At 72.1% G+C, this 15,577-nt stretch carries 12 protein-coding genes; 3 read left to right on the plus strand and 9 right to left on the minus strand.

What is annotated here, in order from left to right:
- Window positions 1–88: 88 nt before the first annotated feature.
- Window positions 89–1,615: an NCS1 family nucleobase:cation symporter-1 gene (locus tag ACIG0D_RS07135; RefSeq protein WP_399796829.1), complete on the minus strand. Its 1,527-nt coding sequence runs from the start codon at window positions 1,613–1,615 to the stop codon at window positions 89–91.
- Between the two features lie 183 nt (window positions 1,616–1,798).
- On the opposite strand from ACIG0D_RS07135, the gene ACIG0D_RS07140 reads away from it, so the two are divergent.
- A complete protein-coding gene (locus tag ACIG0D_RS07140; RefSeq protein ID WP_399796830.1) occupies window positions 1,799–2,470 on the plus strand; it encodes a hypothetical protein in 672 nt (223 codons plus the stop codon).
- A 55-nt stretch (window positions 2,471–2,525) separates the two neighbouring features.
- Here ACIG0D_RS07140 and ACIG0D_RS07145 read toward each other — a convergent pair whose 3' ends face one another.
- The 8 genes from ACIG0D_RS07145 to ACIG0D_RS07180 all read right to left on the minus strand — a co-directional run bounded on the left by ACIG0D_RS07145 (window position 2,526) and on the right by ACIG0D_RS07180 (window position 12,058).
- On the minus strand, window positions 2,526–3,527 hold the full coding sequence (locus ACIG0D_RS07145; RefSeq protein ID WP_399796831.1) for a TIGR03842 family LLM class F420-dependent oxidoreductase: 1,002 nt from the start codon (window positions 3,525–3,527) through the stop codon (window positions 2,526–2,528).
- 11 nt (window positions 3,528–3,538) lie between these two features.
- Complete coding sequence (gene hydA, locus ACIG0D_RS07150) at window positions 3,539–4,942, minus strand: dihydropyrimidinase (protein ID WP_399796833.1); 1,404 nt, start codon at window positions 4,940–4,942, stop codon at window positions 3,539–3,541.
- Window positions 4,943–5,063: 121 nt separating this feature from the next.
- Window positions 5,064–5,906 (minus strand): nitrilase-related carbon-nitrogen hydrolase, encoded by an 843-nt coding sequence (locus tag ACIG0D_RS07155; RefSeq protein ID WP_399796835.1) that lies wholly within the window; start codon window positions 5,904–5,906, stop codon window positions 5,064–5,066.
- Between the two features lie 164 nt (window positions 5,907–6,070).
- On the minus strand, window positions 6,071–7,624 hold the full coding sequence (locus ACIG0D_RS07160; protein ID WP_399796836.1) for a PucR family transcriptional regulator: 1,554 nt from the start codon (window positions 7,622–7,624) through the stop codon (window positions 6,071–6,073).
- A gap of 39 nt (window positions 7,625–7,663) precedes the next feature.
- A complete protein-coding gene (locus tag ACIG0D_RS07165) occupies window positions 7,664–8,950 on the minus strand; it encodes an aspartate aminotransferase family protein (RefSeq protein WP_399797090.1) in 1,287 nt (428 codons plus the stop codon).
- An 11-nt stretch (window positions 8,951–8,961) separates the two neighbouring features.
- Window positions 8,962–9,807: a nitrilase-related carbon-nitrogen hydrolase gene (locus ACIG0D_RS07170; protein WP_365761578.1), complete on the minus strand. Its 846-nt coding sequence runs from the start codon at window positions 9,805–9,807 to the stop codon at window positions 8,962–8,964.
- 158 nt (window positions 9,808–9,965) lie between these two features.
- A complete protein-coding gene (locus tag ACIG0D_RS07175; RefSeq protein ID WP_399796837.1) occupies window positions 9,966–11,678 on the minus strand; it encodes a hypothetical protein in 1,713 nt (570 codons plus the stop codon).
- Window positions 11,679–11,776: 98 nt separating this feature from the next.
- Window positions 11,777–12,058, minus strand: coding sequence for a helix-turn-helix domain-containing protein (locus tag ACIG0D_RS07180; RefSeq protein ID WP_399796838.1), 282 nt, complete (start codon window positions 12,056–12,058; stop codon window positions 11,777–11,779).
- Window positions 12,059–12,125: 67 nt separating this feature from the next.
- On the opposite strand from ACIG0D_RS07180, the gene map reads away from it, so the two are divergent.
- Together map and ACIG0D_RS07190 are read left to right on the plus strand one after the other, a co-directional pair.
- Window positions 12,126–12,893 (plus strand): type I methionyl aminopeptidase, encoded by a 768-nt coding sequence (gene map, locus ACIG0D_RS07185; RefSeq protein ID WP_399796840.1) that lies wholly within the window; start codon window positions 12,126–12,128, stop codon window positions 12,891–12,893.
- A gap of 119 nt (window positions 12,894–13,012) precedes the next feature.
- Window positions 13,013–15,541: an ATP-dependent Clp protease ATP-binding subunit gene (locus ACIG0D_RS07190; protein ID WP_399796841.1), complete on the plus strand. Its 2,529-nt coding sequence runs from the start codon at window positions 13,013–13,015 to the stop codon at window positions 15,539–15,541.
- Window positions 15,542–15,577 lie beyond the last annotated feature (36 nt).

Raw genomic sequence — 15,577 nt, forward strand, 5'->3', positions numbered from 1 at the left:
GGCCACCGGCCCTCGCCCGCCGGCCCCGCCTCCAGGAGGCCGCAAAAGGGGACCTCCAGGAGGCCTCGCCCCCTCGTAGGCGCGGGCCTCAGACGGCGACCCGCTCCCGCCCCGCCCGCATCAGCGCGACGTACAGCACCAGCGAGGCCGCGAGGCCCACCGCCCAGCCGTAGTCGGCGAGCGGTTTCAGGAACGGGATCAGTCCGTCCGCCGGGAAGGGACCCGACGCCACACCGTCCGCGTTCACCGTCGAGTACGACCCCCCGACGGCGAGCACTCCCCCGGCCGCGAAGGCCACCAGCGCCCGCCAGTTCCAGCCGGCCGCGTACCAGTAGCGCCCGCCGGGCGTGTACAGGTCGGCGAGGTGCAGGACCGTACGGCGGACGATCCAGTAGTCGGCGATGAGGATGCCCGCGACCGTGCCGAGCAGCCCGCCGACCACGCCGAGCCAGGTGAAGATGTAGAACTCGGGCGTGGAGATCAGCTTCCACGGAAAGATCAGGATGCCGACGACACCGGTGATCAGCGCGCCGGTGCGGAACGTGATGAGCCTCGGCGCCAGGTTGGCGAGGTCGTACGCCGGGGAGACCACGTTGGCCGCGATGTTCACGGAGACGGTGGCGACCAGCACGGTGACGAGCGCGAAGAGCAGCCCGAAGACGCTGTCGGCCTTGGCCGCGAGGGTCACCGGGTCCCAGATCGGCTCGCCGTAGACCACCTCCGAACCGGAGGTGACGAGCACGGCGAGGATCGCGAACAGCGTCATCGTGGTCGGCAGGCCGAGGGACTGGCCCCAGGTCTGGGCCTTCTGACTGGCGCCGAAGCGCGTGAAGTCGGGGATGTTCAGCGACAGCGTCGCCCAGAAGCCGATCATGCCCATCAGGGACGGGAAGAAGACCGGCCAGAAGTCGGCCCCCCAGCCGAGCTTCGAGGGCTGCGAGAGCAGTTCACCGAAGCCGTCGGCCTGGACGGCGATCCAGACCAGCAGCACGAACGCGCCGACGAGGACGAACGGTGCGGCCCAGTTCTCGAAGTGCCGCAGGAAGTCCATGCCGCGGAGGATGATCGCGATCTGCACCGCCCAGAAGAGCAGGAAGCACAGCCACAGCGGCCACGGGTTGCCCGCGATCCGCCCGGCGTTCTCCCACTCGCCGCCGGTGAGCTTGGAGCCGAGCAGGAAGACGCCGCTGCCGCCGATCCAGGTCTGGATTCCGAACCAGCCGCAGGCCACGGCGGCGCGGATCAGCGCCGGGACGTTGGCGCCGCGCAGCCCGAAGGAGGCGCGGGCGAGGACCGGGAAGGGGATGCCGTACTTGGGTCCGGCGTGCCCGGTGGCGAGCATCGGCAGCAGCACGATGACGTTCGCGAGGGCGATGGTGAACACGGCCTGCTTCCAGTCCATACCCAGGGCGACCAGACCGGAGGCGAGCGTCCAGCTCGGGATGCAGTGCGCCATGGAGATCCACAGCGCGGCGAAGTTGTACGTCGTCCAGCGGCGCTCGGAGACCGGGACGGGCCGCAGGTCCTCGTTGGCGAAAGGGCTGTCGGCGGGGAAGGCCTCGGGGGCCAGGTCTATTCGGTCGGCGGGGGTTCCCTGGTGAACGGCTTCTGTCATGGCAGACCAATCGGATGAGGGACGGGAAAAACGAGTGCGGTCACATCGCTGTCACGCTCGCGTCACGCCCGGCGGGTCACGGTGATGTTGCTTCCTATGGGCCACTCCGGCCGCCCCTGTCCCAGGAAGGGAAGTAGCAGCATGAATCGGCAACGTCGCCTCGTACTCCTCCTGAGCCCACTGGTGATCACGTCGCTGGCCCTCGCGCCCGCGGTCGCCGCACAGGCGGCCTCACCAGCGTCCGCTCCGGCCCAGAAGGGTGGCCCGTCCTGTGAGCTCGAGAGGGTGGGGAAGAAAGACAGCCCCAAGCACAACCTCGTGCTCGACAACTTCCCGAAGAACACCAACGTGCGCGCCGAGTCCGATGAGGAGACCGTCTCGGGCAAGGTGAACCAGAACGGCGACCACACGTTCAAGGACGTGGAGTACGGCGAGTACACCGTGTTCTTCAAGTCGAAGGGCAAGAACCAGAAGGTCTCGTGCGAGACCCCGCCGCCGCCGAAGGACGGCGCGAAGCCGGGAGCCGTCGACCTGGTCGACCTGGACTTCGTGAACGCCGCGCCGCTGACGGGGCTGGACTGCAAGAACACGATGAAGTTCACCGCCACCGGCGTCATCAAGGCCAAGGGCAAGGGCACCGTCAGCTACCAGTGGGCCACGCCGGGCAAGACCCATGCGCAACAGAAGCTCGAGTTCACGGGACCTGAAGAGTCGAAGCAGGTCACCAAGGAATTCACCATCCCCGCGCGGCCTGATGCCGCCGCCGGCTCGGAGCAGTCGAGCTTCGCCGACCTGAAGGTGACCGCGCCCTCAACGGCCTCCGCGAACGGAGACTTCAAGTTCAAGTGCGCCTAGTGCCCTGAAGGACCGTCCCGCGCCCACCCCGGCGACCCGCTCCACGTCGCCGGGGTCACCCCGCCAGCTCCGGGATGACCTCGGCCCCGTACGCCTCGATCGTCGCCTCCTGCGCGTCGTGCATGTCGTACAGCGCGAACTGGTCCACGCCCAGCTCCCGCAGCGTGCTCAGCTTCTCCACGTGCGCCGATGCCGGTCCCAGGACGCAGAAGCGGTCCACGATCTCGTCGGGCACGAAGTCGGTGGACGGGTTGCCGGCGCGGCCGTGGTGGCTGTAGTCGTAGCCCTGCCGTGCCTTGATGTACGCGGTGAGCGCCTCCGGCACCAGGCCGGAGTGTTCCCCGTACCGGCTCACCAGGTCCGCGACATGGTTGCCGACCATGCCGCCGAACCAACGGCACTGGTCGCGGGCGTGCGCGAGGTCGTCGCTGACGTAGGCGGGCGCGGCGACGCAGATCGTGATCGAGGCCGGGTCGCGGCCGGCCGCCTCCGCGGCGTCGCGCACCGCCCTGACCATCCACTCGGTCAGGAAGGGGTCGGCGAGCTGGAGGATGAAGCCGTCCGCCTTCTGTCCGGCGAGGGCGAGGGCTTTCGGGCCGTACGCCGCCATCCAGACCGGGAGCTTGCCGTTGCGGATCCAGGGGATGCGGACGGGCTTGCCGTCGACGACCGCCTCGCGGCCCTCGGCCAGGTCGCGGATGACGTCGATCGCCTCGCCGAGCCGGGCGAGCGTGTTGGGTTTGCGGCCGGCGACGCGCATCGCGGAGTCGCCGCGGCCGATGCCGCACACCGTGCGGTTGCCGAACATGTCGTTGAGGGTGGCGAAGGTGGAGGCGGTGACCTCCCAGGTGCGGGTGCCCGGGTTGGTCACCATGGGCCCGATCGTCAGCTTCTGCGTGTTGGCGAGGATCTGGCTGTAGATGACGAACGGCTCCTGCCAGAGCACGGCGGAGTCGAAGGTCCAGCCGTAGCGGAAGCCATTGCGTTCGGCGCGTTTCATCAGGCTGACGACGCGTGAGGCGGGCGGGTCGGTCTGGAGGACGAGTCCGAAGTCCATGAGCACTCCTCCTAGTTGAGGTACTGGCAGGTGGAGCGGGGGGTGTAGACGCCGTGCCCGGCGCGTCCGGTGTACTCCCGCTCGGTGATGACGGGCACGCCGCGGGAGAGCACGGTCTCGACCCGGCCGGTGACGCGTTTGCCCTCGTACGCCGAGTAGTCGACGTTCATGTGGTGCGTCTCGGCGGACATGACCTGCTCGGCGTGCGGGTCGTAGATGACGACGTCGGCGTCCGCGCCGGGGGCGATGGTGCCCTTCTTCGGGTACATGCCGAACATCCGCGCCGGGGTGGCGCAGGCGATCTCGATCCAGCGGCGGCGCGAGATGTGCCCGTCGAGGACGGCCTGATGGAGCAGGTCCATACGGTTCTCCACGCCAGGGAGACCGTTGGGGATCTTGGAGAAGTCGCCGCGGCCCAGCTCCTTCTGGCCGGTGAAGCAGAAGGGGCAGTGGTCGGTGGAGACGACCTGGAGGTCGTTGGTGCGCAGGCCCCGCCAGAGCTTCGCCTGGTGCTCGCGCGGCCGAAGCGGCGTGCTGCACACGTACTTGGCGCCCTCGAAGTCCGGTTCGGCGAGGTTGTCGGTCGACAGGAACAGATACTGCGGGCAGGTCTCGCCGAAGACGTTCAGGCCCTCGTCGCGCGCCCTGGCCAGCTCGGCCACCGCCTCCATCGCGGAGACGTGCACGACGTACAGGGGCGCGCCGGCGACCTGGGCGAGCCGGATCGCGCGGTGGGTGGCCTCGGCCTCCAGCAGCGCCTTGCGGACCTCGCCGTGGTAGCGCGGGTCGGTCTCGCCGCGGGCCAGCGCCTGCTCGACGAGTACGTCGATCGCGATGCCGTTCTCGGCGTGCATCATGATCAGGCCGCCGTTCTCGGCGGAGCGCTGCATGGCGCGCAGGATCTGGCCGTCGTCGGAGTAGAAGACCCCGGGGTAGGCCATGAACTGCTTGAACGAGGTCACGCCCTCCTCGATGAGGAGGTCCATCTCCTTCAGCGTCTCCTCGTTCACATCGGAGACGATCATGTGGAAGCCGTAGTCGATCGCGCAGTTGCCCTCCGCCTTGGCGTGCCAGGCGTCGAGGCCCTCGCGCAGGCCGTGGCCGACGCTCTGGACGGCGAAGTCGACGATCGTCGTCGTGCCGCCCCACGCCGCCGCGCGGGTGCCGGTCTCGAAGGTGTCGGAGGCGAAGGTGCCGCCGAAGGGCAGCTCCATGTGGGTGTGGACGTCGACGCCGCCCGGGATGACGTACTTGCCGGTGGCGTCGATGGTCCGGTCGGCCGTCCAGGCCTCGGCGGCGGGGGTGCCGGAGGCGGCGAGGGCGGCGATGCGGGTGTCCTCGATGAGGATGTCTGCGTGGATCTCGTCGGAGGCCGTGATGACGAGGCCGCCGCGGATGACTGTCCGGCTGCTCATGTCGTGGTCGCTCCTCGCTGTGGGTACATGCCGGTCGTTTGTGGTTTGGTCGCGCCCGCGCGGCGGAGCCGCATATCGATGCAGCCCCGCGCCCCTTCAGGGAGTTGTCCTTGCCGGAGTTCTACGGCGCCGTCAGCGGCGAGTAGGCCCCCGGCGCCCTGTCCCGGTAGAACTGCCAGCGGTCGCGGACCTCGCGGAGTTTCGCCATGTCCAGGTCCCGCACGACCAGTTCGGTCTCCTTGTCGCTCGCCACCTCGCCGACGAACTGGGCCTCCGGGTCCACGAAGTACGAGGTGCCGTAGAAGTCGTTGTCGCCGTACTCCTCGACGCCCACCCGGTTGATCGCGCCGACGAAGTACTCGTTGGCGACGGCCGCCGCGGGCTGTTCCAGTTGCCAGAGGTAGCCGGACAGGCCGCGGGAGGTGGCCGAGGGGTTGAAGACGATCTCGGCGCCCGCCAGTCCCAGCGCCCGCCAGCCCTCCGGGAAGTGGCGGTCGTAGCAGATGTAGACGCCGATCTTCCCCGCGGCCGTGTCGAAGACGGGCCAGCCGCTGTTGCCGGGGCGGAAGTAGAACTTCTCCCAGAAGCCGCGCACCTGCGGGATGTGGGTCTTGCGGTACTTGCCGAGGTAGGAGCCGTCGGCGTCGATCACGGCGGCGGTGTTGTAGAGGACGCCGGGCTGCTGCTCCTCGTACATCGGCAGGACGAGGACGAGGCCCAGCTCCTTCGCGAGCGCCTGGAAGCGGCGGACGATCGGCCCCTCGGGGATCCGCTCGGCGTACGCGTAGAAGGCGGGGTCCTGGACCTGGCAGAAGTACGGTCCGTAGAACAGCTCCTGGAAGCAGAGGACGTGGGCGCCCTGCGCGGCGGCGTCGCGGGCCGCCTGTTCGTGCACCCGGATCATCGACTCCTTGTCGCCGGTCCAGGCGGTCTGGAAGACGGCGGCGCGGATCACTCGGCTCATCGGGACCTCCGGTCGCTGCGGTGGCTCGGTGTGCCGTGAGCGTAGAAAGCCGGACGGCCGGCTTTGAGATGCACCGTGTCACGTCCGCGGGCGGGCGGCGTGTCACCGTGTCACGCTGTGCGGGGCCCATGTTTCACCGCCGTTTTCCCAGGTCGTCACAGGTTTCACCGGTGTTGCGCGTCGTGCGCGAGGAGCGCGATGTGGACCGAGGCGGCCTGCTCGAAGTCGTCGAGGTCCACACCGAGGCGGGCCTGTATCGCCTCCAGGCGGCGGTAGAGGGCGGGCCGGGAGACATGGTGGAGCTGGGCGGTGCGCGACTTGTTGCGGCCGGTGGCGAGATAGGTGCGCAGCACCGGCAGCAGGTCCTGCCGGTCCCGGCCGAGCAGCCCGGCCAGCTCCCGCTCGGCGAACGACTGCACCTGCGGGTCGTCCCGCAGCAGCCGGACGAGGCCCCTGAGGTGGACGTCCTTCAGGCGGACCACGGCCGGGAGGTCCAGGGCTGCCGGGGATCCGGCCGCGGCGTCCGCGACGTGCCGGGCCTCGCGCAGCCCGGCGGGCACCTCGTCCCAGTCGGTGCGGGCGTCGGCGGCGGCCACGACGGCGGGGTGGCCCTCCTGGCGCAGCCGGGCGGCGAAGTGCTCGGTGAGCGCCGGGGCGTCCTGGTCGCGGGCGAGGCTGAGCAGGACGGCGGTGGCGCCGTCGGCGAGCCCGGCGACCAGCCCGGGCAGGCCCAGCAGCCGCAGGGTGCGCTCGAGCACGGCGGGCCGGACGTCGCGGACCACGAGGGGGACGTAGGCGCGCCGTCCCACGGGCAGTCCGGCGGCCCGCGCCCGGGGCAGCAGCCGGCGCGCCGGTACGGCTCCGGAGACCAGGTCGGTCAGCAGGCTCCGCGCGGACTGCTCCTCCCATGGGTGCGCGGCGCCGCCCAGCAGGCGGTGCAGTATCAGTGCCTCGGCGGCGCGGTCGGCGAGCAGCCGGCCGGCGGCGGTGTCGCCGCGGTGGCCGCACAGCACGATCCGTCCCCACCGCTGCCCGCGTCCGCCCAGTTCGGCGCGGATCCAGCCGTCGCCCTCCCGGCCGCCGGCCTGCCGGGCGATACGGTCCCAGTCGCGCAGTACGTCCTCCACGGCGGGGCGTTCGCCGGCCGTGGCGAGCACCCGGTGGGCGAGGTTGGTGAGGACGACGGGGCAGCCGCTGTGCCGGGCGATCTCGTCGAGGAGGTCCTGGAGCGGTGCCCCGGCGGTGATCAGCGCGGTGAGGGCGGTGCGTACGGTCTCCGAGAGGCTGACCGCGGCGAAGTTGCGCCGCACGAGCCGGGACTGCACCTCCTCGGTGAGCTGGGCGAACGGGAACGGGCGGTGCAGGACGACCAGGGGCAGTCCGCACCGCTCGGCGGTCCGGCACATCGCGGGGGGCGGCGCGGGGAAGGCGCGGCCGAGTCCGAGGACGACGGCCGCGGCCTCCGCGCGGTGCAGGGAGCGGATGTACTCGGCCTGCTTGTGCTCGTCGCCGACGAGCAGCACGCCGGTGGTGAGGACCATCTCGCCGCCGCTGAGCATCACGCCGACGTCGGCGGCCTCGGCGACGTGCACCCAGCGCACCGGGCGGTCGAGCCGGTCGGCGCCCGCCACCACCTCGGGCTCGCCGGCGAGGACGCGTTCCAGGGTGAGCACCTGGCGGACCGACAGGGCGGGCGGCAGTTCGTGGCCGACGGTCATGGCGGTGTCCCCCTGTCTCTTCGGCTGTCTCTTGGGCGGCTAGGCGATGCTCCGCAGGGCCTGTTCGAGGATCGCGGCGCCCTCCTCGGCCTCCGCGACGGTGACGGACAGCGGCGGGGCGATCCGCAGGGCGCTGGTGTTGTGGCCGCCGCCCTTGCCGATGAGCAGTCCGCCCTCGCGGGCCGCCTCCAGCACGGCCGCCGCGGCCTCGGGGGCGGCCTCGTCGGTGCCGGGTTTCGCCAGCTCGATGCCGATCATCAGACCGCGCCCGCGGACCTCCCGTACGGCCGGGATCTGCGCGGCGACGGCCCGCAGCCGTTCGATGAGCAGCCCGCCGACCCGCCGGGCGTTGCCCTGGAGGTCGTGTTCCAGCAGGTAGGTGAGGTTGGCGAGGCCGGCGGCCATGGTGATCTGGGTGCCGCCGAAGGTGGAGATGCTGTTGGCGTCCAGGCAGTTCATGATCTCGGAGCGGGCGATGACGCCGCCGATGGACATGCCGTTGCCGATGCCCTTGGCGAAGGTGACGATGTCCGGCGGGCCGGACTGCGCGTGCGCCTGCCAGCCCCAGAAGTGCTCTCCGGTGCGGCCCCAGCCGGTCTGCACCTCGTCGGCGATCCACAGCGCGCCGCGCTCGTGCAGCACCTCGCGGAAGGCGGCGTACAGGCCGTCCGGCGGAGAGGTGAACCCGCCGACGCCCTGGATGGGTTCGGCGATCAGGGCGGCGGGCGGGCGGGTGTGGCCGAGCAGGTCCCGCAGGTCCTCGACACAGGCCGCGATGAACGCGCGGTCGTCGAGTGCGGCGTACGGGCCGCGGGTGCGGACGCCGCCGTGCACGTACAGCGTCTGCAGCGGGGACAGGGATGTCGGGGACCAGCCGCGGTTGCCGGTGAGGCCGACGGTGGAGAAGGAGCGGCCGTGGTAGCTGTTGCGCATCGCGAGGACGGTGTTGCTGCGCCGGTAGGTGGTGGCCAGCAGCAGCGCGGTGTCGTTGGCCTCGGTGCCGGAGGTCGTGAAGAAGACGCGGGCGTCGGGGATGCCGCTCACCTGGGCGATGCGCTCGGCGAGTTCGACCATGGGCCGGTTGAGGTAGAGCGTGGACGAGTGGATGATCCGCCCGGCCTGCTCGCTGATCGCCTTGGTGACCTCGGGCAGGGCGTGGGCGGTCATGGTGGTGAGGATGCCGCCGAAGAAGTCGAGGTACCGGTTGCCCTCGGCGTCCCATACGTGCCGGCCCTCGCCGTGGGTGATCTCGATCGGGTCGTCGTAGTAGAGGGCGAGCCAGTCGGGCAGCACCGCGCGGTGTCGTCCCAGCAGGTCCCTGGTGATGTGGTTCTCGGTCACGGCCGTACCAGCCCTTCGTACGCGTCGGGGCGGCGGTCGCGGTAGAACGCCCACGTCCGCCGCACCTCGTCGATCAGGTCGAAGTCGAGGTCGCGCACGAGCAGTTCCTCCTTGGAGTCGCCGGCGACCTCCCCGACGAACTGTCCGCGCGGGTCGACGAAGTAGCTCGTGCCGTAGAAGTCGTTCTCGCCGTACTCCTCCTCCTGGCCGACGCGGTTGATGGCGGCCACGAAGTACTCGTTGGCGACGGCCGCGGCGGGCTGCTCCAGGCGCCACAGGTGGGCGGAGAGGCCGCGGTGGGTGGCCGACGGGTTGTAGACCAGCTGGGCGCCGTTCAGGCCGAGTTGGCGCCAGCCCTCGGGGAAGTGGCGGTCGTAGCAGATGTAGACGCCGACCTTGCCGACGGCGGTGTCGAAGACGGGCCAGCCGAGGTTGCCGGGCCGGAAGTAGTACTTCTCGTAGAAGCCCTTGAGCTGGGGGATGTGGTGCTTGCGGTACTTGCCGAGGTAGGTGCCGTCGGCGTCGATCACGGCGGCGGTGTTGTAGTAGAAGCCGGACTGCTCGACCTCGAAGACAGGGACGACGATCACCATGCCGGTCTCGCGGGCGAGGTCGCGCATCCGGCGCACGGTCGGGCCGTCGGGGACCGGCTCGGCCCAGCGGTAGTGCTCCGGCTCCTGGACCTGGCAGAAGTACGGGGTGTTGAAGACTTCCTGGAACCCGATGACCTTGGCTCCCCGGCGGGCCGCCTCGCGGGCGTGCTCCTCGTGTTTCGCGACCATGGACTCGGTGTCGCCGGTCCAGGTCGCCTGGACCAGAGCGGCGCGTACGACGTTGGCCATGAGCTGCTCCTTCGACGGGACGTCAGAGCCTCTACGCCCGTAGACGCAGGTCGTAGAGGGATGAACGTATGCCTCCGGGAAGGCCTTGCCAAGACCATCGTCGGCAACCCGCGCGGTCCGTCGCGACTGCCACTCCTGTGGGTGAGCGGCGGGGCCGGTCAGGTGGCCAGTCCGGCCACGCGGAGGGCGTGCACGAGGTCCCGGTGGCGTTCCCCGGAGACCCGCGCGGCGGCCTGGAGCAGCAGTGGGACGAGGGTCTGCGGGGCGGGTGCGGCGCTGCGGACCGCCTCCTCCGGGGTGCGGACCCGGACGTAGGCGTCGAGGAGGGCGTCCGCCTCCCGGCGGCGGCCCTCGGTGGTCAGTCCGAGCACGGCCTGCCCGATCTCCACGGCGGGGCGGACGACGCCCTGCCGCAGGATCTGCTGCCCGTCCGCGTCACGCCCGGCCGCGGTCAGCGCGTCGGCGGCGGCCACCAGCCGGTCCGCGGGCAGCGAGGCGGTCTCCCACAGCAGGGTCGCCCAGTCGGCGGCCAGGCCCGCGCGCTCCATCTCGGCGGCGAGCAGCGGGAACCGGGCGGCGGGCCACCGCGCGGCCTCGACCAGCAGCGCGTGCGCCTCCCCGCTGCGACCCTCGGCCCGCAGCCGCGCCAACGCCTCGACCACGGCCCCCGCCTCGCGCCGCGCCTCCGCGTCCACGGGCTCGCTCCGCGGCACCTCCACCACCGGCGTCTCCTCCCCTGCTCCCGCGAACCGCGCGCCCCGAGGCGTACGCCCACCCCGCGCGACCGGCACGGCGGGCACCGCCTGGGCAACGTCCGGGACGACGACCGGACCGTCGCTGTCCTCGCCGATCCCGGCGAAACGGGCACTGCCGCGACGCCGTTTGCGGGGCTTGGGGGTGGCGGTGGGCGCGGGGGGTGCGGGGGTGGTGGGGGTCGTGGTGGAGGTGGTGTGGGTCGCGGGGGTCGTGGCAGGAGGCGCAGGGGTGGCAAGGGGCGTAGGGGTGGTGGCGGGGGCGGGCGTCACCGGGTTGCGTGTCGCAGGGCTGGGTGTCACGGGGCTGGGTGTCACGGGGCTGGGTGTCACGGGGCTGGGTGTCGCGGGGGCCGGCGCGGCGGTTGCGGCGTCGGCCGGCCGCAGGCCACCAGCGGCCGACCGCAGGCCACCACCCGGCTCACCGACCGACCACGGGCCACCCGACTCGCCGGCCGGCCACAGGCCACCATCCGGACCAGTGGCCCGCCGCAGGCCACCACCCGGCTCACCGACCGACCACGGGCCACCGCCCGGACCAACGGCCGACCAAGGGCCACCGCCCGGACCAGCGGCCGGCCAAGGCTCACCGTCCCGCCTGCCACCCGGCCACGAGCTTCCCTCCCACCTGGCCATGCGGGCGCGGAGTTCCGTGCAGCGGGCGGTGGCGCGGTCGTGGTCGTCGCGGGCCCAGGCCAGGTCGAGGCGGAGGGCGTCGGCGGCGTCCTGAGTGGTGGCCGCGGCGAGCGAGCGGCCCAGTTCGGCGAGGCGTTCGGCGGCGTACTTCTGCTCGCGGAGCATCACGTCGAGCCGGTCGCCGAGGGCGTCCCGGCCGCCGGGCCGGGCGTCGTACGCGGCGAGCGCGGCGGCGTGCAGGGCGCGCGCCCGGTCCTTCTCGGCGGCGGCCTCGGGCCCGTGCTCGGCGGCGAGGTCCTGGAGCAGCGACTCGACCACGTCCCAGGGCGGGACCTCGTGCCCGTCGAGGCAGGCGCTCATCCCGTCGGGGTCGCGCTGCCAGAACACGGCGCACCACCCGCTGTCCTGGTCCAGCCGGGCCAGCAGGCCACCCAGGTAGTCCGCGAACTCCCGGACTCGATCCGGGAGCTGATCCACTGTCATCGCCCACTCCCCGCACGACCGGAGCACTCGGGTCCGTAGCCAACACGAGCCGTGTTACGGGCTCGCTACAGGGAGTTTTCAGCCGGGGCGCGACACCCTCAGGCGGCGGCCGCCCCGGACGTGACGTCCACGGCCGACGCGTCGCCGACCGCCGCGGCCAGCTCGTCCAGGGACAGCCCCAGGGTGCGTCCGAGCGCGGCGACCGTGAAGAACGCCGGTGTGGGCGCCCGGCCGGTCTCGATCTTGCGCAGCGTCTCGGCGGAGACGCCGGCGCCGGCCGCCACCTCCGCCATGCTGCGGCCACCGCGGGCCTCGCGGAGCAGCCGGCCGAGCCGCTCGCCGCGTTCGCGCTCTTCGGGGGTGAGGGGGGTGCGCACCATGGCGCCAGTCTAGCGGCGTCCCCATTCAAATACCGCACCCCATTCAAATACCGGTATAGTAATTGGCATGGTGGAACTGAAGACCGACACCTCGATCGATGCCATGTACGAGGCGGGCCAGGTCGTCGCCCGCGCCCTCACGGCCGCACAAAACGCCGCCGACGTGGGCGTCTCCCTCCTCGACCTGGACGCCCTGGCCCGCGACGTGCTGCGGGAGGCGGGCGCGACCTCACCCTTCCTCGGCTACCACCCCTCCTTCGCCCCGACCCCCTTCCCCGCCGTCCTGTGCGCCTCGGTGAACGACGCGATCGTGCACGGCATCCCGACGCGCTACCGGCTGCGCGACGGCGACCTGGTCTCCCTGGACTTCGGCGCCGAGCTGAACGGCTGGGTCGGCGACTCGGCGATCAGCTTCACCGTCGGCCGCCCCCGCCCCGCCGACGTGCGCCTGATAGAGACGGCCGAACGCGCCCTCGCCGCCGCCATCGACGCCGCCGTCGTCGGCAACCGCATCGGCGACATCGCCCACGCCATCGGCCGGGTGTGCCGGGACGCCGGTTACGGCATCCCGGAGGACTTCGGCGGGCACGGCGTGGGCCGCCGTATGCACGAGGACCCGCCGGTCCCCAACGAGGGCCGCCCCGGCCGCGGCATGCGGCTGCGCGCCGGCATGGTCCTGGCTATCGAGCCGATGCTCGTCGCGGGCGGCACCGACGGCTACCACGCGGCCCCGGACGGCTGGACCCTCCGCACGAACGACGGCTCCAGGGCGGCCCACGTCGAACACACGGTCGCGATCACGGAGGAGGGGCCGCGCATTCTCACGGCGAGGTGACCCCTTCGGGGGCGCCGGTGCTGCACATGCCTGTCGCCCCACTTCGTGCCAAGGTGGCTTAAACGAGCCCACCCCGGGTTACCCGGCCCCGGCACGTCGACAGCGAAGGAACCCAAACGATGACCAGCGGCTTCATCGGCTCGGAGGGCGACCCCTTCGGAGAATTCCTCGCCCGCTTCTTCGGCGGCCCCCGCCCCGGGCCCCGCCAGATCGACATCGGCCGGCTGCTCAGCCAGCCGGCCCGGGATCTGGTCCAGGGCGCCGCGCGGTACGCCGCCGAACACGGCAGCCGGGACCTCGACACCCAGCACCTGCTCCGCGCGGCCCTGTCCGCGGAGCCGACCCGAAGTCTGCTCAGCCGCTCCGGCGCGGACCCGGACTCGCTCGCCTCGGAGATCGACGAGCGCTCCGGGCCGGCGCAGTACCCGGAGGGCGAGGTGCCACCGCCGACCTCGCTGTCGCTCACCCCGGCGGTCAAGCGCGCCCTGCTGGACGCGCACGACCTGGCCCGGGCGAGCGGCGCCGGTCACATCGGGCCGGAGCATGTGCTGAGCGCGCTCGCCAACAACCCGGACTCGGCCGCCGGGCACATCCTGAACGCGGCGCGTTTCGCCCCCGGCGGGCCGAAGGAGGCCCCGGAGGCCGGGCCGGCGGCGCCCCGCGCGGAGCGGCCACGGCAGACCGCCACGCCCACCCTCGACAAGTACGGCCGCGACCTCACCGACCAGGCCCGCCGGGGCCGCATCGACCCGGTGATCGGCCGGGACGACGAGATCGAGCAGACCATCGAGGTGCTGTCCCGAAGGGGCAAGAACAACCCGGTGCTGATCGGGGACGCGGGCGTCGGCAAGACCGCCATCGTGGAGGGGCTGGCGCAGCGGATCGCCGACGGCGACGTGCCGGACGTGCTGATCGGCCGCCGGGTCGTCGCCCTCGACCTCACCGGAGTCGTCGCGGGCACCCGCTACCGGGGCGACTTCGAGGAGCGGATGAACAACATCGTCGACGAGATCCGCACCCACTCCGACCAGCTGATCATCTTCATCGACGAGCTGCACACCGTGGTCGGCGCGGGCGGTGGCGGCGAGGGCGGCTCGATGGACGCCGGGAACATCCTCAAGCCGGCGCTCGCGCGCGGCGAGCTGCACATCGTGGGCGCGACCACGCTGGAGGAGTTCCGCCGGATCGAGAAGGACGCGGCGCTGGCCCGCCGCTTCCAGCCGATCCTGGTGCCGGAGCCGACCACCGAGGACGCGCTGGAGATCCTGCGCGGCCTGCGCGACCGATACGAGGCCCACCACCAGGTCCGCTACAGCGACGAGGCGCTGGAGGCGGCGGTGGAGCTGTCGGACCGCTATCTCACCGACCGGCGCCTGCCCGACAAGGCGATCGACCTGATCGACCAGGCGGGCGCGCGGGTACGGCTGCGGGCCCGCACCAAGGGCACGGACGTACGGGCCATGGAGCGGGAGGCCGAGCAGCTGACCCTGGACAAGGACCAGGCGGTCGCCGACGAGCAGTACGAGGAGGCCATGCGGCTGCGCGACCGGATCACCGAGCTGAAGCGGCGGATCGCCGAGGCCGCCGGGGACGACGAGGCCGACGAGGGCCAGAACCTGGAGGTGACCGGGGAGGCGATCGCCGAGGTGGTGTCCCGGCTGACGGGGATTCCCGTCAGCCGGCTCACCGAGGAGGAGAAGGACCGGCTGCTGGGCCTGGAGGAGCATCTTCGTGAGCGGGTGGTCGGCCAGGAGGAGGCCGTGCGGGTCGTCTCCGACGCGGTGCTGCGCTCCCGGGCCGGGCTGTCCTCACCGGACCGCCCGATCGGCAGTTTCCTGTTCCTCGGGCCGACCGGCGTCGGCAAGACCGAGCTGGCGCGGGCGCTCGCGGAGGCGCTGTTCGGCAGCGAGGACCGGATGGTCCGCCTCGACATGAGCGAGTACCAGGAGCGGCACACCGTCAGCCGGCTGGTGGGCGCCCCGCCCGGATATGTCGGCCACGAGGAGGCCGGGCAGCTCACCGAGGTGGTCCGCCGCCACCCGTACTCGCTGCTCCTGCTCGACGAGGTGGAGAAGGCGCACCCGGACGTCTTCAACATCCTGCTCCAGGTGCTGGACGACGGACGGCTCACCGACTCCCAGGGCCGCACGGTCGACTTCACCAACACGGTCATCGTGATGACCAGCAACCTCGGTTCGGAGGCGATCATCCGGCGCGGCGCCGGGATCGGGTTCGGGCCGGGCGGGGACGCCGACGAGGAGGCGCGCCGGGAGCAGATCCTGCGCCCGCTGCGCGAGCACTTCCGGCCCGAGTTCCTCAACCGGATCGACGAGATCGTCGTCTTCCGCCAGCTCACCCCCGACCAGCTGCACCGGATCACCAACCTGCTGCTGGAGGAGACCCGGCGGCTGCTGCACGCCCAGGGCGTGACCGTCGAGTTCACCGATCCGGCCGTGGACTGGCTGTCCCGGCAGGGCTACCAGCCGGAGTACGGGGCGCGCCCGCTGCGCCGCACGATCCAGCGGGAGGTCGACAACCGCCTGTCCCGGCTGCTGCTGGACGGCCGGGTCCAGCGAGGCGACCGTGTCACGGTCGACGTGACGGGCGACCGCCTCGCCTTCCATCCGGAGCGGGCCCCGGTCGGCTAGCGCGACACGCCCCGGGGCGCGGGGTTCCGGGGCGCG

The organism is Streptomyces sp. NPDC052773 (genome assembly GCF_044547145.1).
GTDB lineage: Bacteria > Actinomycetota > Actinomycetes > Streptomycetales > Streptomycetaceae > Streptomyces.

What these genes read in the sequence shown, in the direction of transcription:
- ACIG0D_RS07190 (WP_399796841.1), top strand. Translation starts at nt 13,013, where the DNA reads ATGACCAGCGGCTTCATCGGCTCGGAGGGCGACCCCTTCGGAGAATTC.
- ACIG0D_RS07170 (WP_365761578.1), bottom strand. Translation starts at nt 9,807, where the DNA reads ATGGCCAACGTCGTACGCGCCGCTCTGGTCCAGGCGACCTGGACCGGC.
- ACIG0D_RS07155 (WP_399796835.1), bottom strand. Translation starts at nt 5,906, where the DNA reads ATGAGCCGAGTGATCCGCGCCGCCGTCTTCCAGACCGCCTGGACCGGC.
- hydA (WP_399796833.1), bottom strand. Translation starts at nt 4,942, where the DNA reads ATGAGCAGCCGGACAGTCATCCGCGGCGGCCTCGTCATCACGGCCTCC.
- map (WP_399796840.1), top strand. Translation starts at nt 12,126, where the DNA reads ATGGTGGAACTGAAGACCGACACCTCGATCGATGCCATGTACGAGGCG.
- ACIG0D_RS07135 (WP_399796829.1), bottom strand. Translation starts at nt 1,615, where the DNA reads ATGACAGAAGCCGTTCACCAGGGAACCCCCGCCGACCGAATAGACCTG.
- ACIG0D_RS07180 (WP_399796838.1), bottom strand. Translation starts at nt 12,058, where the DNA reads ATGGTGCGCACCCCCCTCACCCCCGAAGAGCGCGAACGCGGCGAGCGG.
- ACIG0D_RS07175 (WP_399796837.1), bottom strand. Translation starts at nt 11,678, where the DNA reads ATGACAGTGGATCAGCTCCCGGATCGAGTCCGGGAGTTCGCGGACTAC.
- ACIG0D_RS07145 (WP_399796831.1), bottom strand. Translation starts at nt 3,527, where the DNA reads ATGGACTTCGGACTCGTCCTCCAGACCGACCCGCCCGCCTCACGCGTC.
- ACIG0D_RS07160 (WP_399796836.1), bottom strand. Translation starts at nt 7,624, where the DNA reads ATGACCGTCGGCCACGAACTGCCGCCCGCCCTGTCGGTCCGCCAGGTG.